Annotated in this window: 17 protein-coding genes and 1 tRNA gene; 7 read left to right on the forward strand and 11 right to left on the reverse strand. The window is 50.8% G+C overall.

Features of this window, described 5'->3' with window-relative positions; genetic code table 11:
* Nucleotides 1-59: 59 nt before the first annotated feature.
* Nucleotides 60-1,136 carry an NOG1 family protein gene (locus ACZ5TN_RS00115; protein ID WP_464916797.1) on the reverse strand — a complete coding sequence of 359 codons (1,077 nt, stop codon included), beginning with the start codon at nucleotides 1,134-1,136 and terminating at the stop codon, nucleotides 60-62.
* A 177-nt stretch (nucleotides 1,137-1,313) separates the two neighbouring features.
* Here ACZ5TN_RS00115 and ACZ5TN_RS00120 point away from each other — a divergent pair, with 177 nt between their 5' ends.
* From ACZ5TN_RS00120 to ACZ5TN_RS00130, 3 genes are read left to right on the forward strand one after another with little or no spacing between them, the layout of a single operon-like run.
* On the forward strand, nucleotides 1,314-2,087 hold the full coding sequence (locus ACZ5TN_RS00120; RefSeq protein ID WP_011250140.1) for an undecaprenyl-diphosphate phosphatase: 774 nt from the start codon (nucleotides 1,314-1,316) through the stop codon (nucleotides 2,085-2,087).
* Nucleotides 2,084-3,343: a bifunctional sugar-1-phosphate nucleotidylyltransferase/acetyltransferase gene (gene glmU / locus ACZ5TN_RS00125; protein WP_011250139.1), complete on the forward strand. Its 1,260-nt coding sequence runs from the start codon at nucleotides 2,084-2,086 to the stop codon at nucleotides 3,341-3,343. The genes ACZ5TN_RS00120 and glmU overlap by 4 nt, the downstream gene beginning before the upstream one ends.
* Nucleotides 3,340-4,476 carry a DUF835 domain-containing protein gene (locus ACZ5TN_RS00130; RefSeq protein ID WP_464916798.1) on the forward strand — a complete coding sequence of 379 codons (1,137 nt, stop codon included), beginning with the start codon at nucleotides 3,340-3,342 and terminating at the stop codon, nucleotides 4,474-4,476. Before glmU ends, ACZ5TN_RS00130 begins: the two co-directional genes overlap by 4 nt.
* Here ACZ5TN_RS00130 and ACZ5TN_RS00135 read toward each other — a convergent pair.
* The 3 genes from ACZ5TN_RS00135 to ACZ5TN_RS00145 form a co-directional block, all read right to left on the reverse strand.
* A complete protein-coding gene (locus ACZ5TN_RS00135; protein ID WP_011250137.1) occupies nucleotides 4,451-5,626 on the reverse strand; it encodes a CBS domain-containing protein in 1,176 nt (391 codons plus the stop codon). The genes ACZ5TN_RS00130 and ACZ5TN_RS00135 overlap by 26 nt on opposite strands.
* Before the next feature lie 141 nt (nucleotides 5,627-5,767).
* The gene (locus ACZ5TN_RS00140) at nucleotides 5,768-6,262 is read right to left on the reverse strand and encodes a putative toxin-antitoxin system toxin component, PIN family (RefSeq protein ID WP_011250136.1); all 495 of its coding nucleotides are present in this window, start codon (nucleotides 6,260-6,262) and stop codon (nucleotides 5,768-5,770) included.
* Nucleotides 6,217-6,519, reverse strand: a complete 303-nt coding sequence (locus ACZ5TN_RS00145; RefSeq protein WP_011250135.1) for a hypothetical protein — start codon at nucleotides 6,517-6,519, stop codon at nucleotides 6,217-6,219. The genes ACZ5TN_RS00140 and ACZ5TN_RS00145 overlap by 46 nt, the downstream gene beginning before the upstream one ends.
* Before the next feature lie 714 nt (nucleotides 6,520-7,233).
* Between ACZ5TN_RS00145 and ACZ5TN_RS00150 the strand changes: the two genes are divergently transcribed.
* Nucleotides 7,234-7,320 (forward strand) — tRNA-Ser (locus ACZ5TN_RS00150).
* A 136-nt stretch (nucleotides 7,321-7,456) separates the two neighbouring features.
* On the opposite strand, the gene map is transcribed toward ACZ5TN_RS00150, so the two are convergent.
* A complete protein-coding gene (map, locus tag ACZ5TN_RS00155; RefSeq protein ID WP_464916799.1) occupies nucleotides 7,457-8,344 on the reverse strand; it encodes a type II methionyl aminopeptidase in 888 nt (295 codons plus the stop codon).
* Nucleotides 8,345-8,435: 91 nt separating this feature from the next.
* Between map and ACZ5TN_RS00160 the strand changes: the two genes are divergently transcribed.
* On the forward strand, nucleotides 8,436-9,914 hold the full coding sequence (locus tag ACZ5TN_RS00160; protein ID WP_464916800.1) for a TrkH family potassium uptake protein: 1,479 nt from the start codon (nucleotides 8,436-8,438) through the stop codon (nucleotides 9,912-9,914).
* Nucleotides 9,911-10,750, forward strand: a complete 840-nt coding sequence (locus ACZ5TN_RS00165; protein WP_464916801.1) for an energy-coupling factor ABC transporter ATP-binding protein — start codon at nucleotides 9,911-9,913, stop codon at nucleotides 10,748-10,750. Before ACZ5TN_RS00160 ends, ACZ5TN_RS00165 begins: the two co-directional genes overlap by 4 nt.
* On the opposite strand, the gene ACZ5TN_RS00170 is transcribed toward ACZ5TN_RS00165, so the two are convergent.
* From ACZ5TN_RS00170 to hjc, 6 genes are all read right to left on the reverse strand, one after another.
* Nucleotides 10,671-11,504 carry a hypothetical protein gene (locus ACZ5TN_RS00170; RefSeq protein WP_464916802.1) on the reverse strand — a complete coding sequence of 278 codons (834 nt, stop codon included), beginning with the start codon at nucleotides 11,502-11,504 and terminating at the stop codon, nucleotides 10,671-10,673. The two genes, ACZ5TN_RS00165 and ACZ5TN_RS00170, sit on opposite strands and share 80 nt — an antisense overlap.
* Complete coding sequence (gene cyaB, locus ACZ5TN_RS00175; RefSeq protein WP_464916803.1) at nucleotides 11,491-12,042, reverse strand: class IV adenylate cyclase; 552 nt, start codon at nucleotides 12,040-12,042, stop codon at nucleotides 11,491-11,493. Before cyaB ends, ACZ5TN_RS00170 begins: the two co-directional genes overlap by 14 nt.
* The gene (locus ACZ5TN_RS00180) at nucleotides 12,039-12,599 is read right to left on the reverse strand and encodes an archaemetzincin family Zn-dependent metalloprotease (RefSeq protein WP_464917409.1); all 561 of its coding nucleotides are present in this window, start codon (nucleotides 12,597-12,599) and stop codon (nucleotides 12,039-12,041) included. Before ACZ5TN_RS00180 ends, cyaB begins: the two co-directional genes overlap by 4 nt.
* A 42-nt stretch (nucleotides 12,600-12,641) precedes the next feature.
* Entirely contained in the window at nucleotides 12,642-13,682 is a 1,041-nt protein-coding gene (locus tag ACZ5TN_RS00185; RefSeq protein ID WP_464916804.1) for a lysyl aminopeptidase, read from the reverse strand.
* 85 nt (nucleotides 13,683-13,767) lie between these two features.
* The gene (locus tag ACZ5TN_RS00190; protein ID WP_464916805.1) at nucleotides 13,768-15,348 is read right to left on the reverse strand and encodes a COG1470 family protein; all 1,581 of its coding nucleotides are present in this window, start codon (nucleotides 15,346-15,348) and stop codon (nucleotides 13,768-13,770) included.
* A complete protein-coding gene (gene hjc, locus ACZ5TN_RS00195) occupies nucleotides 15,349-15,735 on the reverse strand; it encodes a Holliday junction resolvase Hjc (RefSeq protein ID WP_464916806.1) in 387 nt (128 codons plus the stop codon).
* Between the two features lie 70 nt (nucleotides 15,736-15,805).
* On the opposite strand from hjc, the gene ACZ5TN_RS00200 reads away from it, so the two are divergent.
* On the forward strand, nucleotides 15,806-16,327 hold the full coding sequence (locus tag ACZ5TN_RS00200; protein WP_011250125.1) for a gamma carbonic anhydrase family protein: 522 nt from the start codon (nucleotides 15,806-15,808) through the stop codon (nucleotides 16,325-16,327).
* The last annotated feature ends 4 nt before the right edge of the window (nucleotides 16,328-16,331 follow it).

A 16,331-nucleotide genomic window follows, 5' to 3' on the forward strand; every position in this document is an offset into this window, starting at 1 on the left:
CGGTATTGTCGTGAAAAGAATTCGTGAATCAAGAAACTAAAGAAATTGGGTGAAAGAGACTAAAACGCTTCCTCTCTGAACTTTCTCAGCTCCTTTTCCATGATCTTTCTGGCGAGCTCTTCAGCCTTGGGCTTCACTATCTCGATGACCCTCTTCTTGAGCTCTTCGAGGCCGTCGCCGTTTAGGGCGGATATTCGGAGGGGTTCTAGCCCCTTCGATCTGACGAACTCCTCGATCTTCTTCATCTTCTTCTCGTCGGCTATGTCGGCCTTGTTGAGGACGACGATGAACGGGAACTCGCCGAACTCTGAGTATATCTCCTCGAACAGATGCATCTGCTCCTCTATCGGGAAGCCGCAGTACTCACTCGGGTCGAAGATGTAGACGATAACGTCTCCGAGATGTTTCAAAGCGAGGATTGCCTGCTTTTCAACCTCGTTCCTTTCGCTTAGAGGTCTGTCAAGTAGTCCTGGCGTGTCTATCACCTGGTACTTGAGGTAGTGCTCCTCGAACTGGCCGACGTTTATTCCCTTGGTGGTGAACGGATAGCTTGCCACCTCTGGCTTCGCATTGGTGAGGGCTCTGAGAAGGGTGCTCTTGCCGACGTTGGGATGGCCGGCTATGACCACAGTTGGAAGCTCAAGGTCAACTACGGGAAGCTCCTTCAGGACATCCCTTGCCCTGTTGAGGTACTCGAGGTCATCGCCGATGTCCTTAAGTATGTCCGCCACCCTGCCGTAGAACTGCCTCCTGAGCTTGGCTATCTCAATTGGGTCTCTCTCGTACCGTATCTTCTCCACGTACCTCTGCTCCAGGTTTCTTATCGTCTTTATGGCCCAGTTCACCCTTGCCAGTGAGCGGTGGAACTGGTCGCGGTCAACGAGTGTATCAATGAGCTCCTGGTAGAACTTCGGCAGGGTGGATACCCCCGGTGTTCTGTCGAGTATCTTCCTGAGGTTGTCCCTAACGACGTTGGAGACGGTTCTGACTCTCAGCTCCTCCCTCTGACGGGCTTTGGCAACTTTTCCTCCCTGAGGGGTGAATGCAGAAGCGGCCTTCTCGGCCCTCCTGAAGGCCTTGTCGATGAGTTCATCAGCGGTAAGGACTGTTGGCATCTTCTCAAACGGGTTCTTCATGCTCTCACCTCAACGTATTTCTCGCGGGAGAAGAGTTTTCGGCTGGGTTTAAAAAGGTGCCTGACCTGGAAGTATATTTTCAGATTCAGTTTGGGGCTGGATACTCCGCCTCTAACCGTAAGGTTCATAGGTACAAAGTGTCTAAAATATCCTTGAATGTCCTTCGGGTGTATGACTATGTTTCAGGGTATAGCGGACGCACTGCTTTCGGGAATCCTGGCAGCACTTACGTCGTGGCTTCCCATGTCCCCAGAGGGAAGCTTTGGTCGCCTTATAGACGGTGTGATTAGTTATACTGCCTTTCTTGTGCCCGCTTATGCTGGCATTATGTTCTCTGTGCTCTACCGCTATAGGGAAAGGCTATCCAAGGAGCCATTGATGGCCCTTCGGGGCGCTGAGACATCGGAGCTCCAGTACTTTGTACTCGGGTTTCTCTTAACCCTCCTGCTTGGCCTTCCCTTGGCGAAGCCGTTAACGGCTCATAATGCTGCCTTCGATGTCTTCAATTTGATCTTGGCGTTCTTAATAACATTCTTCGGCTTGACATGGCCAGGACTTACCGTTCTTAAAGGTGCGGAGGACAGGATACCCTCCAAACCGAGTTTTCTTGATGCAGTGCTTGCTGGAGTGTTCCAGAGTTTCTCCTCCACAGGTGGAGCCTCAAGGACAGGACTCGTGACACTGGCTCTCGTCCTTCCTGGACACAAAGCGGAGAACGTGCTTGAATGGGGGTTTTTGATTGCTCCTGCTTACCACCTAATAAGGCTGCTTTACCTTGGTGCCTACGAGGGAGACACTCTCTTGGGCTTTATCACTGCTGTTACGGCGTTTTTTGTTAGCCTTGGGATTATGGAAGTTTTGGTAAGGACAGCACAACATCTTGGAACGAGGAGGTTTTTAACGCTCTTTGGACTAATAGGGGTGTTGTTAAATCTGGGGGTGCTGATATGAAGGGTGTAATACTCGCCGCTGGTAAAGGGGAAAGACTGAGGCCGCTGACTGATGACAGGCCAAAGGTCGTTCTAAAAGTGGCAAACAGGCCGATAATAGAGTACGTGCTTGAGAATCTCGACCCGTTTGTGGATGAGTTCGTGATAATAGTCAGGTATCAGAAGGAGAAGCTGATCGAGGTTCTCGGCGATGAGTTCAACGGCAAGCCAATAACGTACGTTGAACAGCTTCCTGGGGATGGGACCGCAAAGGCTATAGAGAGCGCGAGGGAGCACGTTGGAGATGAGGAGTTCATAGTGGCCAACGGGGACATATACTTCGAGGAAGAGGGTGTTAGGGAGCTTGTTGCTGTTTTTAGGAGAGAAAAGGCCGATGCGGCTCTTCTCGTTAAGCATTTTGAAGACCTAAGCCACTTTGGAAAGATCGAGGTTGAGGGAAGTCTCGTCAAGAGGGTTACCGAAAAGCCCGGAAAAGTCCCCGGTTATGCAAACCTCGGAGTGTATATCTTTAAGCCGGAAGTTTTCGGGTTCATTGAACGCACTCCCCTGAGCGAGAGGGGTGAGTACGAGATTACGGATACCATAAACCTAATGATTGAAGCCGGAAAGAAGGTTGCCTACGCCGCTTATTCCGGCTACTGGAACGACATTGGAAGGCCCTGGAACCTCCTTGAGCTGAACGAGTACCTCCTAAAGACCAAGCTGAAGCACGAAGTCAGGGGCACCGTTGAAGAGGGCGCGGTCCTCATACCGCCCGTTGAGATAGGTGAGGGTACAGTCATAAGGAGCGGTGCCTATATAATTGGGCCTGTGAAGATTGGGAAGAACTCACGCATCGGGCCGAACTGCTTCATAAGGCCCTACACTAGCATTGGCGACAACTGCCACGTGGGAAACGCCGTCGAGGTGAAGAATTCCATAATAATGGACAACTCCAACGCGCCGCACCTGAACTACGTTGGGGACTCAATTATAGGGGAAAACTGCAACCTCGGAGCGGGAACCATAACCGCCAACCTGAGACACGACAGGGGCAACATCAAGGTGGAGATAAAGGGAAAGCTTGAAGACAGTGGCAGGCACAAGCTCGGAGCAATCATCGGCCACAACGTCAAGACGGGCATAAACGTTACAATCTACCCGGGCAGGAAGATAGGGAGCGGCTCCCTTATTGGGCCGGGAGTTATAGTTGATAAGAACGTACCTCCGAGGACTCTCGTAGTTGTAAAACAGGAAAAGGTGGTGAAGGAGTTATGAACGCTCTTTATGACCTTATTATCCCAATCCTCAATTTTATCTCGCGATGGGCGCTGTTTATAGCCTCTGTCTATCAGGCCAAAAAGACCCGGGAGAAAGGCTGGGTACTGCTGTCGGCTGCCTTTTTGATAGATGCTTTGGACATGGAGAGCTATGTGCTTGGTCCTCTTGGTATAAAGTTCAGAGAGGATGCTTATCCTGTGGCATCTGTTGTTCCGAACTTTGCAATGGCACTTTTGTTCCTGTGGGGAGCACGCCATGTGAAGTATGGAAAGACCGATTTCAGAGATGCAATTTATGCTGCTGTTTTTGGAATTGTATCCTATGTATGGGTATTTCTCGTGGCGTCCAATCTCAAGCTCTTTGAAGACCCCACTGTGGTTTATTCACTCCCATCGCTGCTTTTTGGTCTATCCATGATATACTTTGGATACGTTCTTTTAGGGGCAACAATGCCAAAGTCAATCGAGAGGCTCTTCCCCTACGGCCTAATCCTTCTGGGAGCCCTCAACCTCACGTATCCTGTGACCCGGTTTATTGACTGGTTTGCACCCATAGGTTTCCTCCTGGGGGCGCTGTTCAGGTTTATGGCTGCGGTCGGTGCGGTTAAGTACGTCTTTTATCCTATGAGGGCAGTTTCAGTCTCTGGTGCGAGCGAACCAATCAAGGGCTCCTTTATGTTCAAGGGCAAGGAAGAGGTAGTTCAGGCCATTGGGGATGTGTGGTCAAGGCCGGGTACCGTTATTATCACCAGGGAAAACATCATGGACGTTATGAGTAAGATTCACCCTGAATCGCTGGTGTTCTGGGTGACCAGGGCAAAAGAGGGCGTCATCTCCGAGACTCCCCAGGTTTATGCCGTGAGTCCAACCAGCATAGACATACTGACGGACCTCGTGGCAAATGCCCTTCGAAAAGGATACAGAACAGTTTACATTGACTCGGTTGAGTATCTCATCATTGAGAACGGCTTTGAGCGGACCATGAAGTTTCTCCTAAACCTTAAGGATATGACGCTAAACGTCAATGGCCTTATGATACTCGTGATCAACGAAGAAACGCTCGATGAGAAACAGAAAGGAATGATAGAAAGGGAGTTCGAGATCTTCAGGCAAGACCGAGCTTCTCGATGAAGCGCTTTGCGTACCTTACATCTTTTTCAAGCTCGGCCTTCTGGAGGAGCTGTCTCTCAATGGCCCTGAGGGCGTCGTGAACTGCCTGGATGGCACCCCAGGTCTCGCCCGTGGCCACAAAGGTTCCCCTGTCGGTGACGACCCTCATCCTGGCCTGGTAGAGGTGAACTCCCCTGAGCTTCTCAGGGAAGCGGCGGATGTAGAGGTAGATGATGCCCTCCTGTCCAAGGAGATCCTCGTATCCATCAACGAAGCGTTTTATGTCCTGTATTATGCGCTCCCTCGTGAAGTCGCTGAGTATTGAAGCATCACCGCCGAGCTGGAGGTAGAACCTTGCCTCCTTCTCGGTCATCTTTGATATCGGCAGGAGGAGGTCCTTGACCGTGAGGATTCCGACTACCTTGTTGTCCTCGTTGACAACGACAAGGCCGTCGATGTCGTTGTCCTTCATGGTTGCGACGGCTTCCCTTACGGTTGCGTCGGGCAGTATGGTTATGACTCCCCTTATCATGACGTCCCTGAGGGGCATGCTGAAGGGCGGTATCTTCTCGCCCGCAACCTCTCCAGCCTGGGCCCTGAAGCGCGGCTTGATGAACCTGATTATGAGGTCGTGGAGGGTAACCAGTCCCTCAAGCTTGCCCTCGTCGTTGACTATGGGTATCCTTGAAATCGCGTGGTCGCGCATTACAGCCAGGGCTTTGGCGACGGTGTCGCTCGGCTTGAGTGTTATGACGTCCTTGGTCATGTACTCCTCAACTTTACCTTTGCCGAACTTCTCCTGGGCAACTCTCTCAAGGACGGCCATATCGTTTACAACGCCGATTATCTCGGCCTTGCTCTCCCCAACTGGGAGCGAGCGGAGATCAACCTCAATCATGAGTTTGGCGGCCTTGCTCAGATCCTCATCGGGCTTGATAACGGGAGCGGGCTTGTAAACGTCCCTAACCTTGGCCTTGGTTGGATCCCACTTGAGGTGGGAGCGTATGATCAAGTCCTGGGTCAATACACCCTTGTACAGGTTCCCATCGAACACGAGAATGAGATCGGGGTCTTCCTTCTCGAAGATTCCTATGGCCTCAGAAAGCGGGGCATTGATGTCGATCTTCTGGAAGTTGTCGGTCATTACCTCTTGCACCTGGATTCCGACCATGCTGTCACCTCCTTTTCAGTTATTATTAGGGCGGCATATGATTTAAACCTTTGCTAGGCCCCGTCAGAATTTAAGTAACGTTAGGTTAATAAATCTTTCGCCCAGCGCCCAGTGAAGAGCTAAAATTTTATCATGGAATTATTACTTTTTGTAGAATTCTATGAACTCTTTCGGCGTGAGGATATAGAACTCATGTCTTCCGAGCTTAAACTTCTTCTCTTTGTTCCTGATTCTCAACAAATGCTTACGGTCATAGGTTATCAGCACGTCGGCCTTAGCGTTATACACAACGTCCAGAAACGGAATATCCTTCGGATCACGGACTTTCTCAAGAATAGTTTTAGACTTCTGGAATGAACGCTTAATTTGAACCCTTTTTGATAATGCCTTCATTGATTGAATATACCCCTTAGCTTCCTCAAGGGAAATATACCTCAGCGCCTTTTTTGAATAAAGCTTCTCTTCATATTCCTTGAGAGTTTTTGAGGAAATGTAGTTTGTTATTTTCCCCGTAGCTAAGAGTTCGAGAACCTCAAAAGCATAACCTCGAGTGGAGATTGCACCAGAGAATAATACTGAAGTATCAATAACTACTCTAAGCCGAGTTTCTTTAGTTTTCTTTCGATTTTCTCCCATTTCTTGATCTCCTCCTCAGCTTCATAATAGAGTTTAATGGCCTCTTCCTCGCTTATCTTCCTCTTTCCCTTCTGGGAGAGTATGAAGTTTTTAGCCTCCTTTTTAGTCATCCTCGTGGGTTTCATTTTCTTTAGCTTCTCCCGGTTAGCCTTCCACTCATAATACTCGATAAGCTCTTTTGGTGAAACACCAACGGCCTTCGCAACCTCCTCAATGAGAAGTTTTATTCCCTCCGAATTCTTCACACTCACGGCCATACTTAACACCTTGAGATGTTTGGGAAATCTGGATTATTAACTTTTCTTTCATATGCTTCCTCCCTTCTAACTCAATGCCATTTAAATCCTCTAGTAGGTTTGAGTGGTGTTTCTATAGTCTCTTGAAGTTGAGAAAGCTGACTCCTTCTATCCTAAAGGGCAGGGTTTTCAAAAGAGAAAAAGAAAGGCGGGGAGCTTGAGATTGTGGATTTTGGAGAAAATATACCTTTCGGCTCAATGACTAAAAAAGAGCCGCAAACAAGACGTTTTTACAGAAAGGCTGTGATCGACTCCACAGTTATAATCCAAACTTTGGTAGTATCTGTTTGGTCAATAGTCAAACTTCTGGTATCGCTTAAGTTTAAGAGGCCTCTGCTCAATCTTACTGATATCTATCTCACCAGATTTCACCAAATCCACTAAATCTCCGGCGAGAGCCGGATTTCAAGTGCCCCACGAATTCTGAGTCCATTGGTCTTGTCATCAGTACTTTTTATGACCACTTTTCCCACCCTCTTTACCTTCGTCTTCTTTCTCTTAAGATTAACCCCAACTATGAGTTCAACTCTTAAACCTGACGAGACTAAAACCAACTAAGTATGTCCTAATTTCATCGTCCATTGATCCAGATTTTGTGTGGCGGTTCTTCTTTCAGAGATAAGGGACTAAAAAAATTTATAAAGTCTCTCGCGGGGAGTGTTGATGGTTAAGAGCGCCGGGGTAGCCTAGCCTGGGAAGGCGCGGGACTCGAGATCCCGTGGGCGTCCGCCCACCAGGGTTCAAATCCCTGCCCCGGCGCCATTCAAGGGCCTGGCCCTCCGGGTCTTTCCTCCTCTATCCTTAAATTCACCAATGGCTCTTCTGGGGGTAAACTTTCACAGGGCAGTCTCTCCTCAGAATCCTGCATGAAACAAAATATGAAAACAGAAAAGGTGAATTATGTAGTTATGTAAGCACCCTCCTTTTCTACTATGACGGTGTGCTCGAACTGGGCAACCATCCCACCCCGGACTTCCCTGAGGATCGGGTAGGCATAGATGGCGCCGGCCTTCTCAAGCTGGGCCAGGGCGAGTTTGAGCTGTCCCTCAGGTAAAAAGTCCTGGAGCCAGCGGTAGGCGAAGGGTAAGGTCTTGTAGTTCTTCTTTATGTGCATCAAAAGTCTCCTAGCCTGGAGCATCCTCACGGGTCTATCGCGGAGGTACATGAAGATGAGCGCGGGCGGAACCTCGATGACCTGCCCGGCTCCAGTTGTCGCGAAGGGCTCTATTGCGAAGACGTCGCCCTCCTGGAGGACGTAGGTGTCGGCCTCCCTGTAGACATTGGGCACGCTGACGCCCGCGTGGAGCTTGTAGCGCTCAACCTTGTGGCCGCTCAGGTTCACTATTGGGTTAAAGCCCTTCCCCCGGATGGTCTCCTCAATGGCTCTGGCGACGTCCCTTATCATTACCCCAGCTCTAACCGTTGCTATCGCGTTTTCAAGTGCTTCCCTTGCCGCTTCCATAAGCTCGTCCTCTTCCATTCCCACCCTAAAAGTGACGGCAGTGTCCGCGATGTATCCATCAACGTGAACGCCAATGTCGAGCTTCAGGTAGTCTCCTTCCTTGAGAGCCGTCTCGTCTCCTTTGTAGGGGGTATAGTGTGCGGCAATTTCGTTTATTGAGAGGTTGCACGGGAAAGCAGGTTTGCCTCCCAGCTCAACTATCTTCCTTTCCACGAACTCTGCTATGTCGTAGAGCTTTGCACCGGGTTTTATCAGATCGACTACCTCTTTCTTGACCTGTCTTGCGATCTCTCCTGCCTTTATGAGTGCTTCTCTCTCGTCCACTTTTGACCACCAACTTCCTTAGTGTTAGGCTGCCCTTAAACCTTACGAAAAACCTTTTATTTCCACCCCCATAGTCCAGGAAGGTGAGGGAATGTTAGACTTCAGGAAGCACATCAACGTCTCCGATGACTTCTTCGTCGTTAGAAACCTCACTGGATCAATACTTGAGGGTGTGGGGGTAGCTTACCTTGTTCCCGCACTGCTGGTGTGGGTCTATCCCGAGGAGATAAAATATGTGCCATACTTCGCCCTGCCCGGAATGGCCTCAATCCTGTTCGGGGCCTGGCTCAGCAGACACTCCAGCAAGATTGAGGATGTAAACCTCAGACAGGCGATGGTTGCTGCTGCATTTACCTGGCTCCTCGCTTCACTCGTCAGCGTTGTCCCCTTTATGAAGATCGCTCACATGCCCCTGCTGGATTCCTATTTTGAATGTATGAGCGCTTGGACAGGCACTGGTCTCACCATGATGAGCAACCTGCAGAGCTATCCCAAGATGCTGCTGTTCTGGAGGGCCTGGATGCAGTGGTTAGGTGGAATTGGTATAGTACTGGTTGCTCTCACCGTCCTTATTCGGCCAGGTGTTGCCGCGGCCAGGCTCTACAGGGCTGAGGCAAGGAGCGAGAGAATCCTTCCAAACCTGGTGAACACGGCCAAGGTCATATTTGAAATATACCTCGTCCTGACGCTTGTTGGTGTCTACCTGTACTACCTCAACGGGATGGGCCTCTTTGATGCGCTCACACACTCCATGACAGGTCTTGGCACAGGTGGTATGAGCACCCACGACGAGAGCATAGGGTTCTTCCACAGTCCGGCTATAAACGCCGTGACGATCTTCCTCATGATAATGGGTGCCGTTAATTTCACAGTCCACTACAGGGTCTTCAAGGACAGGTCTCTCAAACCGTTCTTCGCGGACATTCAGGTCAGGTACATGTTCTTCTTCCTAATCCCTGCGGTTTCCCTCATCGCCTATGGACTAGTCCAGGTTGGGGATTCCCTCGCCCAGGCGCTCCAGGACGCTGTTTTCCATGCGGTTTCAGCTATAAGCTGTACTGGATTCCAGATATCCGACCTCTCCAAGTATCCGGAGGTTGGAAAGTTTCTCCTGGCGGTGCTGATGGTTATCGGCGGCGGTGCCGGAAGCACTGCGGGCGGAATAAAGCTGATAAGGATAACCCTGATGTACGAGAGCCTCAAGTGGACGATCGAAAGCGCCATACTCCCGAAGGGCGCCGTCATCAAGAGAAAGGTCGGAAACTACGTCTTCAGTGAGGAGGATATACAGGAGGTAATGAGCTTTACGATGACGTACGTCGCGTTCTTGCTTGCGGGAGTCCTCTACACAATGCTTAGAGTCCACGCCAACCTCGCGGATGCTCTCTTTGAGGTGGCCTCCGCCCAGGGCAACGTCGGTCTCAGCGTTGGTATAACATCCCCGGCGATGCCGGCTGACCTTAAGTTCGTCTACATACTCCTTATGTGGATAGGCAGGCTTGAGATATTCTCGACGCTCGTGTTCATAATAAGCGTGTTCTTCCTTCTCCCGAGGGGGCTGAGAAGGTGAACGTTCTGGAAGTTAGAAACCTGCGTTTTCAGTACCCGCGCTCGAAAAAGCCGGCCCTCAATGGTGTGAATCTGTCAGTTAGAAGGGGGGAGATGGTTGGGATAATCGGGCCGAGCGGAAGCGGAAAATCGACCCTTGTTCTGACGTTCAACGGGGTAATCCCCCACTCCATCAGGGGCGATTTCTCTGGGGAGGTTCTGGTCAGAAATCCCTCGACTGGAGAGGAATTGAGAACTCTGGAAACACCAGTTTCTAAGCTCTCCACAGTGGTGGGTCTCGTGCTCCAGAACCCCGAAAGCCAGCTGTTCAATATGACGGTGGAGGATGAAGTGGCCTTCGCCCTTGGAAACCTGGGCCTTCCAAGGGAAGAGATAGAAGAGAGGGTCAGCTGGGCGCTGAGGGTCGTCGGTCTGGAAGGAAAGCGGGAGGAGTTCCCGCCAAACCTCAGCGGTGGGGAGAAACAGAGGTTGGCCATAGCATCAGTTCTGGCCATGAAGCCGCCGATTATCGTCATGGACGAGCCAACTTCTCAGCTCGATCCTGGGGGTAAGAAAGAAGTTGAGAACGTGATACTTAGGCTGAGAAAAGAGGGGGTAACGGTAATAATCGTCGAACACGATTCCCGCTTCCTCTTCAGAAACGCAGACAGAATAGTTGTGCTCAAGGACGGAAGAGTGTTTTTAGAGGGCACGCCTAGGGAAGTCGCCAGAAGGGTCGGGGAACTTTTGGGGCTTGGAATTAAACTGCCGCACTCCCTTATACTCTCCCACCGTCTTGGCCTTCCGCCGCTTCTTTCTCCAGAGGAGTTTCAGCCGAGAGTAACTCACCAACGCTGAGCGGTTCGCCCATTATCTCGTGTTTAAGGTCGTAAAGCTTCAGCATCAGCTCAAATCTGGTTTCAGGATCTTCTATTCTTTCCGCTATCTTTATCGCTGACTCTATGAACTGGAGCGCTTTCCCCCTATCGCGGTTCTCCTCAAGCTGTGCCAGGTGCATCAGCGCAACGGCCCTGTGGAAGTTGCTCGTTATGTGGCTTATTATTGCAAGCGCCTTTTCGATGTCTCCCCTCTCGTAGAACACCTCCGCCAGATATGACAGGACAACGTCTAGCTTTTCCGGGTCTTTTACGAATTTCATTGCGTAGGCAGCCTTTTGGAGAAGACCTGCCTTAATCAGGGAAAAGAGAATGTCCCTCAGTATGTCTGGATGCTGAAGGGCAAGGTTTATCGCGGTCTTTAATGTGAAATCCCCTTCAAGCTCGGAGCCAGCGAGGTAAAATCCAATGGAAATCTCCCCTAGAAGGAGGGCGCGGTAGCGCTCATTTCTTATCCCGTTGATGTGAGGGAGGAGCTGTTTTATGAGGGGAAGTGCCCTGAATGATTGACCATCTCCTTTCTCCAGCATCTGGGTTATCTTTCTTAAAATCAGCCGTACCGCTATGACAAGGTTCTGCTCTTTCTTTAGTTCTTCAAGAAGGGCAATTGCCCCGGGTATGTCGTCCACTAGGAGCCTGTCTTCTATCTCCGTGAGTACCTCCGTGTCTGGCCGTCCACCAATAAAAGAACCAAAGAGTTCATCAAGCTTCCCCATTTGCTCCCTCCTTTTCCAGCAGAAGTTCCAGATAGGATCTGCGTTCGAACCTCTCAACGCCGAGTTCAGTCAGTATTGCCCTCAACTTGTCTATAAGCTGTGGAACGTCTTCATTTCTCTCCGTCATCGCCTCTATCTCTATAAACTTCCCAAGCCCCTCAACCTCGTCCAGGGCTATTATTATCCCTTTCTCGACGTAGTACTTCTCCCTCACCTTGGAAACCGTGAGAACCTCCACGAATCCAAGGCTTTCTAATATCTCAGCGTGTTTGTCGGGATCGCTGAGCGGGACTTCGATTTCCTTCCGTGTTTTTGAATGCTCATCAATTTTTGGACCCTTGTATGTCATAAAGGCCTCAAAGTGGCCGTTAAACCGCCTTATTCTGATTCTAAGTGCCTCATCGGTCTCCGAAAAGTCCCTACACGGGTGCTGATAGTAGGTATCCTCGTGGTACTCCTTCCTTATGAACTTGAACTCATCCCGTACCCTCTGGAAGATTTCATCACTGGCGTATCCTTTCAGTTCTACCTCTATCACAAAACCACCTCCAGATTCCTCAAGAGTTTCCGCTCACAGTTTGGGCAGTAGTAGGGGAGTTTGATATCCGTATCATCGACCGAGTTTGAGAAGTGCATAACACAGCGGACGTTTGGACAGTGAGAAAGCCCAAAAACGTGGCCGAGCTCGTGCATGACTTCCTTTACAGTCCTCTCTATGAGGAGCTCGTCGTTGCTCGGCCTTCCATAGAACTCGGGCCTTAGCCGGTGGATTGAAACAACGGCACTCCTCAACTTTTCACTGGCTACACCAAAGACGAAGTTCATGCCCTTTTCGTAGAGGTCAACCTTTGTGATGCCCACTGTGGCAAGTGCTCCCGCCCTATTTCCAATCTCGGAAAGCGTGGGTAGAAACGCACCACCTAGGAACTGACGCCTGAATGGATGATACGCTGATAGAAACAGGCTCTCGCTTAGGTAATCGCCAGCTTTAACGGAAACTCCCCTTCGTGAGTAGTAGGAATCCACGAATTCAGCCACATCCTTTATGAGCCATTCCGGGATGTAGCCAATGGGGACTATGAGTATCACGCGCACACCCAAAAAGAGATTAAGAAAAGGTTGAAATAAACCTTTTGCTCATGGGATTAGGTCCATCGGCCTGAGCTCCTCGAGGAAGTGCTTGGCGAACTTTATGGTCAGATCTATGTCCCTCAGGTCGGCCGTCTCGACCTGGCTGTGCATGTACCTTATCGGTATGCTGAGGACTGCAGTTGCCACGCCCTCCCTGTTGATCTGCATTATGTTGGCGTCGGTTCCAGTCGGCCTCGGGCTTGCCTCGACCTGGAGCGGGATGTCGTACTTCTTGGCGACTTCATCGGCGAAGCGCCTGACCTTGGGGTGGATGTTGGGGCCGACCTCGTCCATAACTGGCCCGCCGCCGAGCTTTGGAACGATCTTGCCCTTGTCGCCGACCTGCTTGGCGAAGGTTACGTCCATCGCTATGCCGATCTCCGGGTCTATTGCGTAGCTAGCGACGCGCGCTCCCCTCAGCCCGACCTCCTCCTGGACTGATGCGACGAAGTATATGTCCGCCTCGTGGTTCTCAAGTGCCCTGGCAGCCTCGATCATGGCGTAGAGGCAGACGCGGTCGTCAAGGTATGGGGTGGCTATCCTGTTCTCGGTGAGCTTGGTGAAGGCCGGTGCGAACTCGCCGACGGTTCCAACGCGGAAGCCCATCTCTTCTGCCTCTTCCTTGCTGTCTGCACCGACATCAACCACTATGGTGTCCCAGTCTGCTGCCTTCTTTCTGTCCTCAGGCTTCTGGAGGTGGGGTGGGATGTGTCCGACGACACCGTAGCGCTCGCCCTTGTCGGTGAAGAACCTTATCCTCTGGGCCACGAGCGTCCTCGGGTCAACTCCCCCTATCGGGACGACGTGGAGGTAGCCTTCATTGTCAATGTGGTTTACCATGAGGCCGATCTTGTCCATATGGGCCGCCACCATGACCTTTGGCCCGTTCCCCTTCTTGTGGGCTATGACGTTGCCGAGCTTGTCGACCTTTATCTCGTCCACGTAGTCCTTCAGTGCCTCTATTACGACGTCCCTTATGCCGAGGAACTCATATCCAGAAACGCCAGGGGCTTCAACAACCCTCTTGAGCAACTCTATGTCAACCATCTCAACCGCCTCCTTTAGATGTCCGTCTAAATGTTTTTGGATTTCTTAATAAGCTTTGCTGCCCAAAAATGGGAGAAAGAAGATTTCAACCCAGAATGGCCTGAAGATAGGCTTCCTCCCCGGGTTCGAGGTCAAGCTCCCATGTTATTCCGTCCTCATTCAGCATCGCTTTACCCTTAGTAACCCGCACCTCTATCGCTTTCACGGGCCTCACGAGTTTGTAGTCCTTTAGGGGCCTGAGGCGCGGTGCACGGACTTTTATGAAGTAGTACCTGTCGAGGGTCTCCTCGTGGACTGTGGGCATTGCAAGCGCGAAGTAAGAGGTCGCAGCTAGCAGGATACCTGATATTACGAGGATTAGGGCCGTCTCTGTACTAATTCCCGACTTTTTGGAGTGTTCTGAGCTGGTTGGGGGATACTGGGTAGTCGTAGTGGTTGGAATAGTTGTCGTCGTGTTTGAGGTTTTGGGCGTCGTGGTTGATGTTTTCGTTGGTGAGGGGGGGCTGACAGTGGTGATGATTGTCTCGGCGGGAAGATACGAGGAGCTTTCAGCCTTTACAATCAGTGTCCCGTAGCCAACCTTTGAAAGGTTGAAGAGTGCAAAGCCAGTGGAGTTCGTTATTCCAAAATCCTTCCCTTTGGGTCCCTCCACAGTTACCGTAACGTTGGGAACCGAGTTCTTCCCATCGGTGACCTGAACTATCAGCCTCTCCCCTTCCTGGATGCTGCTTATGTGGAGGGACTTTACGACCAGTTCTTTTGAAATGATCTTTCCATCGAGGTCTAATGTGACCCGATATGCCCCCGGCGTGCTCACGGAGTACGTTACAGCGCCGTTGGGATCAGTTTTTAGTTCCACACCGTTTACAGTGACGGTGATATCAGGAACACCCCTTCCAGAACGGTCGTAGACAAAAACCCGGATTGCACCGTGCTCGAAGCGGATTGAGTAGTTCAGGGCCCTTCTATAGACTTCGAAATTCTTTGAAACTTCCTTGTAGACCCCGCTCATATTCGCCCACAACACCACAGTGTAGTTTCCGAGCGGCAGTGTTTTGAACTCCAGCTTCTTTTCCCAGGGGGAGTCGGGCTTTACATAAGTTATCGTGGTCTGGTTAATTATTGTCCTGTTCCCAACTATGTAGTATCCTATCCTCCCCGATATCACAGTGTTGGACTTTGAAGTCAGGGTCAGGTAGATTTCCACTGACCTGCCGTAGATGTATCTATCCTGGGCCGTTATAGTCAGGTCGTAGTCGATGAGCGCCTTGACGGTAACTATAACAGGGGCCTCAAAGTACTGGTTTCCAACGCGAGCTATAATGCGAAGGAGATACTGTCCAGGTTCCTGGTTCAGAACTTTCAGAATTAAGGTATCGTTGTAGGTATCGTTTGGAAGAAGGGGTATCCGAATGGCCTTTCCGCTGTATTGAAATCCAGTCGTGGGGCCCGTTATGTAGACTGTCATGTTGGTTATCGTCGTGTTACCCGTGTTCTTTATTGAAAATGGAATCACAAGGGTGTCGCCTGGAAGGGCAGTGAACTCATTGTTCAGAACGGTTATCGAGAGGGAAATTCCCCCCACATTCCCTTCGGAGGAGACAGGTTTGATCCCCATCAGAATGACTAGTAAAATTAGCAGTCCTAAAACAGGCTTTCTCCTCAACTACAGCACCCCCTCAAGGGTTTTCTGTTTTCCCAAGAGCCCATCAAGAGTCATGAAAGGCGTTTCGAGGTCGATCTTATAGCTCTTCTCCCCGTGCTCTAATCTATTGGGATCGTAAAAGCGCCACCCGACGTTCACGAATTTAACGGCAAGGACGGGCCTACCGCCAAAACGTCCAGCAAACTCAACAAGCTTTTCAACGTCCTCGATGGGAAGGTATAGCTTCCTGCTCCTCGTGCTCTTGACCTCTATGCAGAGGTATTCCTTCCCGTTTCCGGCCACCAGGTCTATTTTGTGGCTCCCTGCTGAACGGAGGACCGCAAACCCCCTGCTCTCAAGAATCTTTGCAAGTTCTCTCTCCGCACTGGCACCGCGTCTGTACCTCATTGCGCACCCTCACAGATATTCTCTGGTTACATTTATAAGCTCTCCCCGGGAGGATAACTCGGTGATACTCATGCCGGTTTACGAGATAGAGGGTAAAAAGCCCAAGATACACCCGACGGCTTTTGTTGATGAAACCGCCTCAATAATTGGAGACGTTGTTCTTGAGGAAAAAACGAGCGTTTGGCCCTCCGCCGTTCTTCGCGGGGACATAGAGCAGATATACATCGGCTGCTGCTCCAACGTCCAGGACAACGTCAGCATTCATACATCTCACGGCCTTCCGACGAAGATAGGGAAGTACGTCACCATCGGCCACAACGCCGTCGTTCACGGTGCCACCGTTGACGACTACACGATAATAGGTATGGGTGCGATAATCCTCGACGGTGCGAAGATTGGAAAGCACGTCATAATCGGTGCAGGTGCCCTCGTCCCGCCGGGCAAGGAGATACCCGACTACAGCCTCGTCGTCGGCGTTCCCGGAAAGGTCGTCAGGCAGCTCAGCGAGGAGGAAATTGAGTGGACGAAGAAAAACGCCGAGATATACATGGAGCTGGCGGAGAAGCACCTCAAGAGGAAGAAGATAGAGTGAGGGC

This window comes from Thermococcus sp. JCM 11816, assembly GCF_055396515.1.